Genomic DNA, 13,748 nt, shown 5'->3' with positions numbered 1-13,748 from the left:
GATGAAGATGCCTGTCCGGTCCGGCCGCGCGATGCGGTGGCCGCAACCATTCCGCAAGCACGCCGTCGTCCCTGCGAAAGCAGGGACCCATACGCCGCGGCCGCGGTTGGGAACAGGACTCGTCGTTCTGGCATCGCTCAACAATGACCATCGGTGGTTATGGGTCCCTGCTTTCGCAGGGACGACACTGAGTGCGTTACGCGAGCCGCTGATTTGCCCGTCGCAGGCAGCGCGAGAGGAATTGAATTGCGTCGGGGAAACTCGACTGCGTGACACGCATGCGCGAGCCTGTAGCCCGGATGGAGCGCGGCGAAATCCGGGGTTCTCGCCTTTGGCAGAACCGGTCCCGGATTTCGCCGCGCTCCATCCGGGCTACGCTTGGCCAAAAGATTCCGGAATCGGCTGTCGGGGCGCGCGCCGCCCGCTCGTCCTCGGAACGCAAAGACATGGAGAGAAGCGATGACGCCCATCATTACCGCCTTCGAACGGTCGCCCGATGGCGGCAAGGGACTGGCGCGCGATACCCGCGTTCGCTGGGCGCTGGAAGAAGCGGGCCAGCCTTACGAGGTTCGCCTGGTTTCGTTCCAGGCAATGAAGGAACCCGTGCATCTGGCGCTGCATCCCTTCGGCCAGATTCCGACCTATCAGGAAGGTGATCTCGCGCTGTTCGAGACAGGCTCGATCGTGCTGCATATCGCCGAACGTCATGCCGGCCTGCTGCCGGGCGATGCCAATGCCCGCGCCCGCGCAATCACCTGGATGTTTGCCGCGGTCAACACGGTGGAACCGCCGATCCTCGAACTCATGACCGCCAGGATTCTGGAGAGCGACAAGCCCTGGACCAAAGAGCGCCTGCCTCTGGTCATGGATCGCATCCGCGAGCGGCTGAAACAACTCTCCCCCCGCCTCGGCGACGCCGACTGGCTCGACGGCGCGTTCAGTGCGGGCGACCTGATGATGGTGTCGGTGCTGCTCAGGCTGAGAGCATCGGGCATTCTCAACGAATATCCGAGCCTGTCCGCCTATGTCGCCCGCGGCGAAGCCCGGCCGGCTTACCGCCGGGCTTTCGAGGCTCAGCTGGCGGTCAACACGGGTAAGCGACCCACCGGCTGAGGTTGGCGACATCAGGGACAGGCCTTCGCGCAGACGGCAAAGCCGCCGGACATCGCTGCGCCAGTCCGGGCCAGTTTGCTAGTCGAACGGATCGTGCTCTGGTAACGGTTCGGTCAGCTCGAATCCTGGATGGAGCTGCGAAATAATCTCCAGTGCGGTGCGGCCGGGTCCGATCCCCGCGGGATGCACGCCCGACGCATCGAAATACTGGTTGCTCAGCACCGCGACACCGCATTGCAATTCCGGCACGACGATCACGATCGCTTCGAATCCGCCCCTGCTCGTCGCGCCGTTCTTTGTGAAAACGGTATGGCCCTGCGTGTCCGTGGTGATCTGCCAGGCGAGGCCCATGGTGACGCTGGTCTTCTCCCCGCAAACGGGGAATGTCCCCTGGTTCTGCTGCGTGAGCGCGATTTGCGACCCGAGCACCCCGTTCGGGGCCGCGATCTGCGCCGCGAGAAACCTGACCATATCGTCGCCGGTGGTTTTCAGATCAAAGGCTGTGCCGCCGGTCGGCGTGTTGCGGTCGAAAACGATCTGGTATGGCGGCTCAGAGCTCTTGCTCCAATGCCCGATACATCCCTGCGCGATCTTCCACGACGAGTTGAGCACGGCTCCCGTTTGCTTCATGCCGAGCGGACCGGTGACGTATTCGGCCAGGATCTCGTTGTAGTTATGGCCCTTGTCTTTCGCAAACATCTGCGTGACCGCAAAGCCCAGGGTCACGAAGCCGATATTGGAATACTGCCAGCAGCCCTGCGGCGGCGTATCATATTGATTCCACCAGTTGATGAGTTCACTGGAGGGCGGCTCGTCCGCAAACAGCTGCTCGCTGTAGCCGGTCAAGCCGTCCCCCGGCTGCTCCGGCATGCCGGAGGTATGGGTGGCGAATTGCACGAGCTGGATGGCGTCCAGCACCGGCGTTCCCACCACGTTCGCGCTGAAGAGGTTCAGATAAGGGCCGATGGTGTCGTCAAGAGAGGGACCACCCGCCTTGACCGCCACCGCCAGCAATGTGCTGGTGAACACCTTGGTCACCGATCCGATCTCGAACACCGTGTCGGTCGTGACACTGAATGGCGCGGGCGAAGAGCCGGCCACGCCTGACAGTCCCTTGGGGTAGACGTAGCCCTTGGTGCCGAACGACTTTTCGTCATAGACCGCGATGCAGCAGCCAGGTGCGTTGCTGATGCCCAGATATTTTTTGGCCGCCTGTTGAACGATCTGTGCCGAACTTGTCGTCGCGTCGATCATCTGGTCGCTCATTTCGCCCTCCTGCCGGTGACAATGCACGATGTTGACCTTTGGTTGTATCATCTCATATAACGCCGTCCAGCGCGAGTGAAATCACCGTGACTGTTGTTTCAAGTTGGGGCGGTGGAACGTTCGTGCGGAAAGCAGCGTCATCAGACACGGGCTTACGCCGACGTCCCGGCAGTCGCGAAAAGTCTGGCTGATATCGCAGGGCGGGTTAGCGACACGCAACCCGCCACCTCGCGCGTGGCTTCAAGATGTGATGGATCACGCTTCGCCAGTCCTGCTGCGCGCTCGGCTGGATTATGCTTGCTGCCAGAGCATCGGAAATGACATGGTCGATTTCACACCGATGATGCAGGCGGAGCGCAGGACTTATTCGTGAGCACGAATCAAGCGATCAAACTTGCGGTGATCGGACGTGGCCTGATCGGGTCGGCGGCTGCGCGGCATCTGAGCAAGATGGGCCATGATGTTGCGCTGATTGGGCCCGATGAGCCGGCGGATTTTTCGCGCCATGGCGGCGTGTTCGGCAGCCACTATGACGAGGGCCGCATCACGCGCAGTTACGATCCGGGGCCGTTCTGGCGGCAAGCGAACCGCGCGGCGATTTCGCGCTACGGCGAGATTTCAGCGGAGAGCGGCGTGGAGTTCTACCGGGAATCCGGTGCGCTTCACATTGGCCACAGCGAAACCACTGATGTTGCTTCGATCGGCAGGATCTGTGCCGAAGACGGGATCCGGTGTGAAGCCTATCATGATGCGGAGCTCGCGGAACGCTTTCCGTTTCTGAAATCGACAGCGGGAATGCAGGGTTACTTCGAGCCGCGCAATGCCGGATACATCAGCCCGCGCCGCCTGGTCCGCGCGCAGACGATCGCGGCGGAGCGCGCCGGCGCCCGGATCATCGACGAACCCGCGCTGGGGATTTCGGAAAGCGGCTCCGGCGTGACGATCCGGACGCGATCGGGCAGCGTCGAGGCCGAGCGCGTTCTGGTTGCGGCTGGCGGGCACACCCAATCGCTGCTCGGCCGCTCCCTGGGTTTTACGGTCTATGGGCGGACCGCGGCGCTGTTCCGGCTTGGTGCGGCGGAGGTTCAACGCCTGGCCGGAATGCCGTCGATGCGTTGTCTCGGGCCCAAGGGCGACAATCCCTACATCCTGCCGCCGATCCCCTATCCAGACGGCCAGACCTGGCTGAAGCTCGGCGGCGATCCGGTCGATCTTCCACTCGACAGCGACGCTGATATCAAGGACTGGTTCCGCTCGGGCGGATCGATTGAAGTCGCCGATCGGCTTCAAGGACAGATATTAGACCGCATTCGCGACCTCGCTTTCGAGGAACGCCGCGTCGTGCCTTGCATGACCACCTTCGGCGACAGCGGCCTGCCCTGCATTGGACCGCTTTCGGAGCGCGTCACGGTCGCCTTCTGCTGCTACGGCAAGAGCGCAAAATGTTCGGACGAACTCGGCCGGCTCGGCGGCATGGCGCTGCTCGGCGAGGTCAGACCCGAGCTCGCGCCGTGACGGAGTTTTGTGCGGCGTTTGCGTCCGAAAGTTCCTAGGCACGCAGGACGGGTTCGCCGGCGGGTAGCCCGCATGAGCCAACGGGGCGCGCGTTCGCGCGACCCGTTGGCTCATCCGGGCTACGCTTGCTGAACCCGTCGGAGTGCCAACGCGGACGTAACGCGCCCTCACGATCATCACGCGAAGACGTGATGGATTACGTTTCGTTCATCCGGCCTGTCGGTGTTGGCCTGCATCGCGCAACACAACGGCGAGGACATCATTGCTCACGCAGCGTTGAGCCGGCGTGAGTGATGATTGCATTTAAGTCCGCCGTTGCTGCACACAAATATTCGACGAGGCCAGCCTCCTTGGCCCCATAAACAAAACGGAGAAACTCCATGACGAACGTCAAACTCCTGTCGGCTGCTTTGATCGCGGTTGCCATGATCGCGTCGCCGGCAATGGCGCGTGAAGCCCACGCCGTGTCCCGCCACGTCGCGGAGGCGAGCGCCGCCGCGCCGACCGAGCCCGTCTATGTCGACGGTCGGGCCTGCATTCCGGCGCCGCGCGTCGGCTCATTCGCCACTGCGCCCTGGACCGGCAACAATGTCCCCTGCGAGCCCGGTCCATATTGATCGCTCCGCGCGCATCGATCGGTCGGGCTGCCCGCTAGCCGCTTGACCGGCGCGATGCGCCATCGCGACGCTGAAACAGCGCGTAGCCCGCATGAGCGCAGCGATATGCGGGACGCCACGCGACACGCGGATAGGCAATGTCCCGGATATCGCTTCGCTCATCCGGGCTACGCCTGCTCGATCGTGCTCATCGCGCCCAATGAGTTGATTTGTCGTTGCAGAACGTTTCTTCGTCTTGACTCCCGCCGCGCGTCAGCCGCGCGATACGGACAGCCCGGCGAGAAGCGGCGCGTACGCGGCGAGCCTGCGGGATACGAACTCGGTGAAGAGCCGCACGCGCTTCGTCTTGCGTGTCTCCCCCTGTGTGAGAAGCCAGAGCGTCCCGTACATGTGCAGGTCGGTGCCCGGCACCCTCACCAGCAGGGGGTCGGCATCTCCGACGAAGCACGGCAGCGTCGTCATCCCGAGCCCCTGCCGCACCGCGACGATCTGCGCCTCGGCATCCGTGGCCCTGAACGGAACCTCGGCGGTGCGAACCTCGCCCTCGTGGGCCCAGTCCGGGATTCCGTGAATGCTGATGACGATCCACCTAACGGGATCGGGCGCGCCCGCACGCCACGCGGCCAGTCGATCGCGGGATATGTAGATGCCTCCGAACAGCTCCGGTCCCTTCAGGCCGTGAAGATTGAGCGGCAGGGTTTTGCAGTCGTAGACGACGCGGATCGCGACGTCGGCGTCCCGGTTGGTCAGATTTGCCAGCTCGCCGGACGACAGGATTTCCATCTCGATGTCCGGATGCAGACGCGCGAAATCGGCGAAGTCCGGCATGAGCAGGTGCGTCGCGAGGGGCGGTGCCAGCGTCACCCGCAGACGCCCGCGCACGCCCTGGTCGCGGCCGAAGACGCGCGTCTCCAGCTGGTGCGACGACGCTTCCATCTGTTCCGCGAGCTCGAGGACCTCCTCCCCCGCAGCCGTCAGGCGGTAGCCCGAAGGCAGCTTTTCGAACATCTGCGCCCCGAGCCGTTCCTCCAGTTGGGCGACGCGTCGCAGCACGGTCGAGTGGTTCACCCCGAGGCGCTCGGCGGCAGCCCGCACCGACCCTCCGCGCGCGACGGCAAGAAAGTAGCGAACGTCATCCCAGTCGATCATGGTGCAATCCGGCACCGCTGGGGTGCGCCTTCCAAAGCCCGTGTCCAATACATCGGACAGCATCTCGTGTGTGGGTAGCACGGGCGATCATCATAGCCCAAGCCGGATAGCCATGCCGACAAGCGCAGCCCAATACCGAACGGCGGACACCGATCGTCGCGGCTGACGTCAGTCGTCCAGCCGGATCGATTTCGCACCACCGATGTGCACGCTTCCGCACTCAACGCCTGACGCCGGCGGAGCTACGTCGAGGTTCTCGGGGGCCATCTCGCAAATGGGACCAGAGACGCTGTCCGACACGACGAAAGGAGAAGTCATGGGAAAGCTTGAGGGTAAGGTTGCAGTCATCACGGGTGGATCGAGCGGCATGGCGCTGGCGAGCGCCCGGCGGTTCGTTGAAGAAGGCGCCTATGTTTTCATCACGGGCCGAAGGCAGGAAGCGCTCGACGAGGCCGTCAGGCTGATCGGCCGCAACGTGACCGGCGTGCGCGGCGACGCGGCCAATCTCGACGACCTCGACCGCCTGTTCGATACGGTCAAGCGGCAAAAGGGCAAGATCGACGTCCTGTACGCAAGCGCCGGCATCGGCGAAGCCGTCCCACTCGGCGAGATTACCGAGCGGCATTTCGATGCGACCTTCGACCTGAATACGCGCGGCACGCTGTTTACGGTTCAGAAGGCGTTGCCGCTGTTCAACGATGGCGGCTCGATCTTCATGACCGGGTCGGTTGCGTCGGTGAAAGGCTTTCCTGGTTACGGCGTGTATGCGGCGAGCAAGGCGGCGTTGCGCTCATTCGCACGCACCTGGCTCAACGAACTGAAGGGCAGGAATATCCGGGTGAACGTGCTGAGCCCGGGGCCGATCGCCACACCGATGCAGGACCAGGTCCTCACCGAGGAGGCGAAGCGGATGTTCGAATCCCTGATCCCGCGGGGAAAGATGGGTCGTCCCGAGGAAATTGCGGCGGCCGCGCTGTTTCTTGCTTCAGACGATTCGAGCTTCGTGAACGGGGTGGAGCTGTCTGTCGACGGCGGCTTCTCGGCCATCTGAAAGGCCGGGAAATCAGTATCAACACGGATCGGAGAAGTATCATGAGCTATGCGATTGTAGGATTCGGTAAGGTAGGCCAGGCCCTCGCCCACGCCTTCGCCCGTAAGAACATCGAGGTGGCCGTCGCAAGCCGCCGGCCGCCCGAGGCGTTGGCGCCGCAGGCTCGGGCGATTGGACCCGCGGTCGTCGTCAAGTCGTTGCGGGAAGCACTCGAGGCCGACACAATCATCCTGGCGGTCCCGTTCGGGGAGCATCGCGAGGTTGCGAAGGCCCTGCCGAGCTGGAAAGGCAAGACGGTCATCGACGCGATGAATGCGTTTCCAGTCCCTGAAGAGCTGGACGGCCTCCCGTCCTCCGCCTTCGTCGCGAAGGCGTTCACCGGCGCCAAGCTCGTCAAAGGGTTCAATCACCTGGTTGCGGCCAAGCTGGCTGCCGATCCGATCGTCGAGGGCGGCCACCGGGTGGTCTTTCTGGCTGGTGACGACGAGGACGCGATCGCGCCTGTGGCCGCCTTGGCGAAGCAACTCGGGTTCGCACCCGTCAGGCTGGGAAAGCTCAACGAGGGTGGCGCGCTGGTGCACGCACGCGGCCGCATTTGGGGCCCGCTCATCTTCCAGGATTTGTTCAAGAAGGAGCAGTAACGGATTTCCGATCCGTAGCCCGCATGAGCGGAGCGACATGCGGGGCACCCGCGACGCGCGGATAGAAAATGCCCCGGATGTCGCTGCGCTCATCCGGGCTACGCTTGCGGTCCTGGCGATCCGCTCTCGCGTAAGTCTCACGAGAGCGGTGTTCGCAAACGACGATCTCGATCAAGATGCCTCGATCGGCTCGGACGTCGTTATCCGGTTCTTGACGCTGGGACGCTCCTGCATCGCTGCATACCATGCCAAAAGAGCCTCGCACTCCATCGGCACCGGCACCTTCACCAGTCCCGCGAAGATCAAGCCGCCTATGAGGGTGATATCGGCCATCGTGAATGCGTCGCCGGCAACGAACGGCTGTGCTTTCAGAATGCCGTCAAAGTAGTGCATCCCCTTGAGGGCCTTGTCGCGCTGACGGAATCCCCATTCGGGGTTCTGATAGATCTCGACATGAGGCCCAAGACCCGGCGTGGCGTGGTGGAAATAGACGCTGATGGCATCGAGCAGTTCCAGTTCGGCGCGCTTGCTCATCATGTGGATCACGCCCTTTTCGCGCGGCGTCCTGCCGGTCAGCGTCGGCGCGCCATCGAGCGCGTCAAGGTACTCGGTGATGGCCGTGCACTCGCCAATGAAGGTCCCGTCGTCGAGTTCGAGCACCGGCAGGGTGCCGGAGTAGTTCTTGGCGATGAATTCGGGCTTCTTGTGCTCGCCCTTGTAGAGATCGACCAGTACGAACTCCACTTGCGACCGCAGGTTCTTCTCGGCCAAGGCGATGCGAACGCGGGCCGGATATGGGCCAGTTGGCCAATCGTAAATCTTCATCATGACTCCTGTCTACCTGTCACTTGGTAGGGTCAAACTAGCCTTCAAATCCGGCCGGTCAACGCCTATCTGTCACTTGGTAGATAACGAAGCAGTGAGGCGATGAAGTGAGTTCAAGCTCTCGGGAGGCCATCCTGGCGGCGGCAAAGCGGACCGCGCAGGCGCGCGGCTATGGCGGCTTGAATTTCCGCGATCTCGCCGACGAAGTCGGGATCAAGGCCGCCAGCATCTATCACCATTTTCCGAGCAAGGCCGATCTCGGCGTGGCCGTCGCGCGGCGCTACTGGGAGGACACCGCCGTCCAACTCGAGTCGATGCTGGCAGAAACGGCCGATCCTGTCCGCTGCCTGCGTCGATATCCCGACGTGTTTCGCAAAGCGCTCGAGAGCAACAATCGCATGTGCCTCTGCAGCTTCATGTCCGCGGAAGTCGACCACCTGCCGGACGCAGTGAAGAAGGAGGTCCAGACCTTTGCCGACGTCAACGTGGCGTGGCTCAGCAAGCTGTTGGTGGCTGCGGGCCTGGTCAATTCGAGAAAGAGCGAACAGCGGGCCCGCGCCATCTTCGCCGCCGTCGCCGGCGCGCAACTCGTCGCCAGAAGCCGCTCCGATATTTCGCTCTACGACTCGATGATCGACAGCTATCGCGCCGCGGGTCTTCTGCCGGCATAGATGGCCCGAATGTCAGATCGAGATGAGGCGGCGACGCCCTACTCCCACTCGATCGTTCCAAGCCATGGTAGCGAGTAGCCCGCATGAGCGAAGCGATATGCGGGACACCACGCGACACGCTGACAGGAAGTGCCCCGGATATCGCGGAGCCCGTCATCGGGCGCGCGTTCGCGCGACCCCTTGGCTCATCCGGGCTACGCTCGCTGGTGCACGCACGCGGCCGCGTTTGGGGCCGGCTCATCTTCCAGGATTTGTTTGGGAAGGAGCAGTGATCGGCGCATGGGCGCCGTTCGCACAGTGGGGGGACACCCTGGCCGCGCCGGATGAACAGCGCACAGTTCGGTTCAACGGTGTCAAACAGCGTCAGATATGACAACGCGTTCTCGCGACGACAATCGTCCGAGCCTTGCTGTTGGTTTCACCCTCTTCGATCAGAGGGCGCAGGGAAGACCGGGTGCCGATCGCACCCATGGGCCCCGAGCAATGGGTAGAGAGCTCGGGGGTAGGACCACAGGTGTAACCGGAAACATCCGGCCTTCCCTGCGCGATGGTTGTGCGGCTTACTTCGTGCTCTCCCCGGCGAGACTGGGCTTTTTTGTCACCGTTTCGCGAAGATGCTTCGCATCTCGCGGAAGACACCTACCACAAGGGCGTCAGGACCACACGACTTCACCGTCCACTTCATGCGCACTCGTCAGTCGCGCACGCAGCGTCCACCGCATCCCACACCACGTTCGTGACGACCGCGAAGCGCCCCTCGTGTCGGGTGGGATGCGCATATTGAACATCTGAGTTGGGTCAAACGCCAAGCGGAATATTTTCTTAGTCGCGGATTGACAGGTTTTGGTGAGTTGCCCGTCGGGGTGATTTGTCGCGGGTGATGGAGCGAGATTTGAGTTTCGCCGGAGACAAAGCCAGTTTGACCGCGCTTCAGCGACTTACCGGCGACGCGGGAGAGACTAAAGGCGATACGCGCAATAAAGCGCGGAGCAACTCTACCGCGGTCGCTCGTTCGGGCGACGCTCGCCGACGAGAAAAAAGCGAGCAAGTGACCGCGAGGACCTATTGCGCGCTGAGCGATGCAATTATAACGTGTACGTCAACTCCTTTTTTTTTCATAGCTCAAAGTCTGAGACCGGTGTGATTAGCTTCAACAATTTTCATTCGCTCAACCCTGATTCAATCGAAGTAGCACAGCATTTGATTGAGAACGCATCGCGCCAGCGATCCGCCTTCATGTCTTTCGTCAGCATGTGGATGGCATTTAACGGCTGGATGGCATCGGTCACGGAAGAGAGAACAGACTCAGCGATGATAGACGAGCGAACTGTCCACTCCAAGCTGCATGAGTTGAAACAGTATCTGCTGGCGACGCTCGGCAGGGATGATGATCTTGCCTATGGCTTGTACTTCGTCACCGCTATGGGTTCCCTCTCCCGTCTCGGAAATCTTCAACTTGCGCTGGTCAAGTGGGATGAAAGCCTCGGCGCCGCCGAACGCGTGCAGCGTGAAGGCGCTCTTTTGAGCTCGGATCCGGTCATCGACCACAGGTGGAAACACCAACGTGATCTTGCGCCGCCAAGGGAGGTCGACGTTACGGGTACCGCTGTTCAGCCGGTTCAGTGGATTGAGATAAAACAGCGCACAGTTCTTCTCCGGATTCCCACCATGCACAGCGAAATAAAGCGCGATGAACGGATCTAGCGTCCAGTCAAGAAGCTGGGTCGGCACGCCATAGTGTTGGGCGATGATCCGGTCAATGAGCGAGCCACGCGGAAAATTTGGAAGCAGCATCGCGCCTCGGTCAAAGAAAGCTTCGAGCATTTGCTGCTCGGCGACCAAATACAGCTCATCAGTAGTTTGGGAGTCGCTAAAGATATTTACATTGCGCCTGTAGAGCCCAGGCAATAGACTCCAATCTGCATCGCTCTGACCTCGGAAGAGATTGTTCGAACTGACAGCACCAACCTTCGTGAGATGGGCCACCAGGTCCCAGAGCTGCCAACCCTCCTTCCACTCTGAGACCTCCATAGTATCCCTCGGCGATGCCACCTAATTGGAGCGTTATGCGCGCTTACATGTCGAAAGCGGTCGCACGGCAAGCAATCTCAAAAAGTCGGCTTTCGGACCCAATTTGTTTTCCTACAGTTCGCGCAAAGCCGCCACGCAGGGGACGCTGGCATACTATGCCGCCCCCTCACTCCCACTCAATCGTCCCCGGCGGCTTGCTCGTCACGTCGTACACCACCCGGTTCACGCCCTTCACCTCGTTGATGATGCGCGTTGCGGTCTCGCCGAGGAACTTCATGTCGAACTGGTAGAAGTCCGCAGTCATGCCGTCGGTCGAGGTGACGGCGCGCAGGCCGACGACGTATTCGTAGGTGCGGCCGTCGCCCATCACGCCGACGGTCTTCACCGGCAGCAGCACGGCGAAGGCCTGCCAGATCGCGTCATAGAGGCCGTGCTTGCGGATCTGGTCGATATAGACCGCGTCTGCGTTGCGCAGGATGTCGAGCTTTTCCCTGGTGATGTCGCCGGGGCAGCGGATGGCGAGGCCGGGGCCCGGGAACGGGTGGCGGCCGACGAACACTTCGGGCAGGCCGAGCTCGCGGCCGAGCACGCGCACCTCATCCTTGAACAGTTCGCGCAGCGGCTCGACCAGCTTCATGTTCATGCGCGCCGGGAGGCCGCCGACATTATGGTGCGACTTGATGGTCACCGACGGGCCGCCGGTGAAGGAGACGCTCTCGATCACATCAGGGTAGAGCGTGCCCTGCGCCAGGAACGCGGCGCCGCCGATCTTCTTGGCTTCCGCCTCGAACACGTCGATGAACAGCCGCCCGATGGTCTTGCGCTTCACCTCGGGGTCGGTGACGCCCTCGAGCTCGCCCAGAAACTCCTTCGACGCGTCCACATGGACGAGCGGGATGTTGTAGTGGTTGCGGAACAGGTCGACGACGGTCTTGGCCTCGTCAAGCCGCAGCAGGCCATGATCGACGAACACGCAGGTGAGCTGGTCGCCGATCGCCTCGTGGATCAGGACCGCTGCCACGGCGGAATCGACGCCGCCGGACAGGCCGCAGATCACCTTGCCCTTGCCGACCTGCGCGCGGATCTTCTCGATCGCCTCTTCGCGGAACGCGCGCATGGTCCAGTCGCCGGTGAGCCCTGCGACCTTGCGCACGAAGTTGCGCAACAGTTTTGCGCCATCCGGCGTGTGCACCACTTCGGGATGGAACATCAGGCCGTAATATTTGCGCGTCTCGTCCTGGATGATCGCGAACGGCGCGTTCGGCGAGGTGCCGGCCACCGAAAAGCCCGGCGGCATTTTTGTGATGCGGTCGCCATGGCTCATCCACACCTGGTGCTTCTCGCCGTGGCCCCAGATGCCGTCGAACAGCTGGCTGTCGGTCTTCACCTCGACATCGGCGCGGCCGAATTCGCGGTGGTGCCCGCCCTCGACCTCGCCGCCGAGCTGGGCCGCGAGCGTCATCTGGCCGTAGCAGATGCCGAGCACGGGAACACCGGACTCGAAGATCAGCTGCGGCGCGCGCGGCGAGCCGGTCTCGTGCACCGATTCCGGACCGCCGGAGAGGATCACCGCCTTCGGCTTCATCTCCTTGAAGGCGGCCTCCGCCTTCTGGAACGGCACGATCTCGGAATAGACGCCCATCTCGCGGACGCGGCGGGCGATCAGTTGCGTCACCTGGCTGCCGAAATCGACAATCAGAATCTTGTCATGCGCCGAGGCCACGGAGGGCGTCGACGGTTCGCGGGCTGTGTGCTGGGCTGTCATGGCAAGCAGATACGCGACGGCGCCCGCCCCCGCAACCGCGCTCGAAGGGGCGCCCACATTCTTCTTTGGGCATGGACAAATCGATATAGGTCAGTATTATTGACCTAATTTGGCCATGAGCCACATGGAGGAAACCAATGCCGGATTTTCACGACCCGTCGCGCCTCACCGCGCTCGGCCGCGACTGGGTAGCCGCCTGGAACGCGCGCGACCTCGAGCGGGTGCTTTCGATGTATGCCGAGGATGCCGAGATGACCTCGGACCGGATCCCGCCGCTCGGCTTCGGCGCATCAGGCACGGTGCGCGGCAAGGCGAGCTTGCGGGCCTATTGGAGCGCGGCGCTGGCGAAATTGCCCGAGCTGCATTTCGCGCTGATCGACCTCTATGTCTCGCCCGACAGCGTCGTCGTGTTCTACCAGAACGAACGCGGCAAGAAGATCTGCGAGTATTTGCGGCTGGATGCCGAGGGGAAGATCAAGCAGGGCTCGGCGAACCATCTGGTGGGGTGAGTTTGTCGTGGCATCGACCAACCCGGTCCGTCACCCTGAGGAGCTCGCGAAGCGACCGTCTCGAAGGGCGACGGCCCGGCTCCATCCCATCCTTCGAGGCTCGCCGAGCGCTGCTTGCGCACCGCTCGACGCGCACCTCCAGCGACAACGGCTTCGCCGTTGCGCGGGGATGACGCCGGTGTATGGGATGCAGAAGCGGAAGACGCGACATCAGGATCCAGCCCATGAAAATCCCACCCCTGCCCTTCACCGTCACCGACTGGAGCAATGTCTCGCCCACCGTGCATCCCGGCGAGACCGGACAGGCGCTGTGGCGCACGCTCAACATCGGCGATCTGCGGGTGCGGATGGTCGAGTATTCGCCTGATTATCTCGCCGATCACTGGTGCGATCGCGGCCACGTGCTTTACGTCGTCACGGGCGAGCTCGACACCGAGCTGCGCGACGGCCGAAAATTCACGCTAAAGCCGGGCATGAGCTACCAGGTCTCCGACTTCGGCGACGCCGCGCACCGTTCGTCGACGAAGACGGGTGCGACGCTGTTTATTGTGGATTGACGCGGGACCTCCCCTCTCTCCCGTCACCCCCGCGCAAA

Annotated in this window: 13 protein-coding genes; 8 read left to right on the top strand and 5 right to left on the bottom strand. The window is 62.6% G+C overall.

Translation table 11 applies throughout. From position 1 onward, the window contains the following. Positions 1-459: 459 nt before the first annotated feature. Positions 460-1,113 (top strand): glutathione S-transferase family protein, encoded by a 654-nt coding sequence (locus ACVWYP_RS22295; protein ID WP_304499874.1) that lies wholly within the window; start codon positions 460-462, stop codon positions 1,111-1,113. Positions 1,114-1,191: 78 nt separating this feature from the next. Here the strand turns inward: ACVWYP_RS22295 and ACVWYP_RS22290 are convergent, their stop codons facing one another. Continuing rightward, the gene (locus ACVWYP_RS22290; RefSeq protein ID WP_453946050.1) at positions 1,192-2,379 is read right to left on the bottom strand and encodes a serine hydrolase domain-containing protein; all 1,188 of its coding nucleotides are present in this window, start codon (positions 2,377-2,379) and stop codon (positions 1,192-1,194) included. A gap of 369 nt (positions 2,380-2,748) precedes the next feature. Here ACVWYP_RS22290 and ACVWYP_RS22285 point away from each other — a divergent pair, with 369 nt between their 5' ends. Both ACVWYP_RS22285 and ACVWYP_RS22280 read left to right on the top strand, forming a co-directional pair. Next, positions 2,749-3,894, top strand: a complete 1,146-nt coding sequence (locus ACVWYP_RS22285; protein WP_304499871.1) for an NAD(P)/FAD-dependent oxidoreductase — start codon at positions 2,749-2,751, stop codon at positions 3,892-3,894. Between the two features lie 380 nt (positions 3,895-4,274). Beyond that, positions 4,275-4,511 (top strand): hypothetical protein, encoded by a 237-nt coding sequence (locus ACVWYP_RS22280; protein WP_304499870.1) that lies wholly within the window; start codon positions 4,275-4,277, stop codon positions 4,509-4,511. A gap of 252 nt (positions 4,512-4,763) precedes the next feature. On the opposite strand, the gene ACVWYP_RS22275 is transcribed toward ACVWYP_RS22280, so the two are convergent. Then, a complete protein-coding gene (locus ACVWYP_RS22275) occupies positions 4,764-5,660 on the bottom strand; it encodes a LysR family transcriptional regulator (RefSeq protein ID WP_304499869.1) in 897 nt (298 codons plus the stop codon). A 316-nt stretch (positions 5,661-5,976) separates the two neighbouring features. Here ACVWYP_RS22275 and ACVWYP_RS22270 point away from each other — a divergent pair, with 316 nt between their 5' ends. Further along, on the top strand, positions 5,977-6,711 hold the full coding sequence (locus ACVWYP_RS22270) for an SDR family NAD(P)-dependent oxidoreductase (RefSeq protein ID WP_304500281.1): 735 nt from the start codon (positions 5,977-5,979) through the stop codon (positions 6,709-6,711). Positions 6,712-6,752: 41 nt separating this feature from the next. Then, positions 6,753-7,352, top strand: coding sequence for an NADPH-dependent F420 reductase (locus ACVWYP_RS22265; protein WP_304499868.1), 600 nt, complete (start codon positions 6,753-6,755; stop codon positions 7,350-7,352). 171 nt (positions 7,353-7,523) lie between these two features. On the opposite strand, the gene ACVWYP_RS22260 is transcribed toward ACVWYP_RS22265, so the two are convergent. Further along, complete coding sequence (locus tag ACVWYP_RS22260) at positions 7,524-8,177, bottom strand: glutathione S-transferase (RefSeq protein ID WP_304500280.1); 654 nt, start codon at positions 8,175-8,177, stop codon at positions 7,524-7,526. Between the two features lie 107 nt (positions 8,178-8,284). Between ACVWYP_RS22260 and ACVWYP_RS22255 the strand changes: the two genes are divergently transcribed. Further along, positions 8,285-8,848 carry a TetR/AcrR family transcriptional regulator gene (locus ACVWYP_RS22255; protein ID WP_304499867.1) on the top strand — a complete coding sequence of 188 codons (564 nt, stop codon included), beginning with the start codon at positions 8,285-8,287 and terminating at the stop codon, positions 8,846-8,848. Positions 8,849-10,153: 1,305 nt separating this feature from the next. On the opposite strand, the gene ACVWYP_RS22250 is transcribed toward ACVWYP_RS22255, so the two are convergent. Together ACVWYP_RS22250 and guaA are read right to left on the bottom strand one after the other, a co-directional pair. After that, positions 10,154-10,879 (bottom strand): FRG domain-containing protein, encoded by a 726-nt coding sequence (locus ACVWYP_RS22250; protein WP_304499866.1) that lies wholly within the window; start codon positions 10,877-10,879, stop codon positions 10,154-10,156. 166 nt (positions 10,880-11,045) lie between these two features. Further along, the gene (gene guaA / locus ACVWYP_RS22245; protein ID WP_304499814.1) at positions 11,046-12,644 is read right to left on the bottom strand and encodes a glutamine-hydrolyzing GMP synthase; all 1,599 of its coding nucleotides are present in this window, start codon (positions 12,642-12,644) and stop codon (positions 11,046-11,048) included. Between the two features lie 137 nt (positions 12,645-12,781). Between guaA and ACVWYP_RS22240 the strand changes: the two genes are divergently transcribed. Next, complete coding sequence (locus tag ACVWYP_RS22240; protein ID WP_304499813.1) at positions 12,782-13,153, top strand: nuclear transport factor 2 family protein; 372 nt, start codon at positions 12,782-12,784, stop codon at positions 13,151-13,153. A 224-nt stretch (positions 13,154-13,377) separates the two neighbouring features. Further along, positions 13,378-13,710 carry a DHCW motif cupin fold protein gene (locus ACVWYP_RS22235; protein WP_304499812.1) on the top strand — a complete coding sequence of 111 codons (333 nt, stop codon included), beginning with the start codon at positions 13,378-13,380 and terminating at the stop codon, positions 13,708-13,710. Positions 13,711-13,748 lie beyond the last annotated feature (38 nt).

This window comes from Bradyrhizobium sp. USDA 3262 (assembly GCF_054060035.1).
Note: the sequence above shows the minus strand (reverse complement) of the source record. Positions and strands in the feature narration are given on the sequence as shown.

Bases quoted from the DNA above. Each gene is read 5' to 3' on its own strand.
- ACVWYP_RS22235 (WP_304499812.1), top strand. From the start codon at position 13,378: ATGAAAATCCCACCCCTGCCCTTCACCGTCACCGACTGGAGCAATGTC.
- ACVWYP_RS22265 (WP_304499868.1), top strand. From the start codon at position 6,753: ATGAGCTATGCGATTGTAGGATTCGGTAAGGTAGGCCAGGCCCTCGCC.
- ACVWYP_RS22295 (WP_304499874.1), top strand. From the start codon at position 460: ATGACGCCCATCATTACCGCCTTCGAACGGTCGCCCGATGGCGGCAAG.
- ACVWYP_RS22290 (WP_453946050.1), bottom strand. From the start codon at position 2,379: ATGAGCGACCAGATGATCGACGCGACGACAAGTTCGGCACAGATCGTT.
- ACVWYP_RS22270 (WP_304500281.1), top strand. From the start codon at position 5,977: ATGGGAAAGCTTGAGGGTAAGGTTGCAGTCATCACGGGTGGATCGAGC.
- ACVWYP_RS22280 (WP_304499870.1), top strand. From the start codon at position 4,275: ATGACGAACGTCAAACTCCTGTCGGCTGCTTTGATCGCGGTTGCCATG.
- ACVWYP_RS22260 (WP_304500280.1), bottom strand. From the start codon at position 8,177: ATGAAGATTTACGATTGGCCAACTGGCCCATATCCGGCCCGCGTTCGC.
- ACVWYP_RS22250 (WP_304499866.1), bottom strand. From the start codon at position 10,879: ATGGAGGTCTCAGAGTGGAAGGAGGGTTGGCAGCTCTGGGACCTGGTG.
- ACVWYP_RS22275 (WP_304499869.1), bottom strand. From the start codon at position 5,660: ATGATCGACTGGGATGACGTTCGCTACTTTCTTGCCGTCGCGCGCGGA.
- guaA (WP_304499814.1), bottom strand. From the start codon at position 12,644: ATGACAGCCCAGCACACAGCCCGCGAACCGTCGACGCCCTCCGTGGCC.
- ACVWYP_RS22240 (WP_304499813.1), top strand. From the start codon at position 12,782: ATGCCGGATTTTCACGACCCGTCGCGCCTCACCGCGCTCGGCCGCGAC.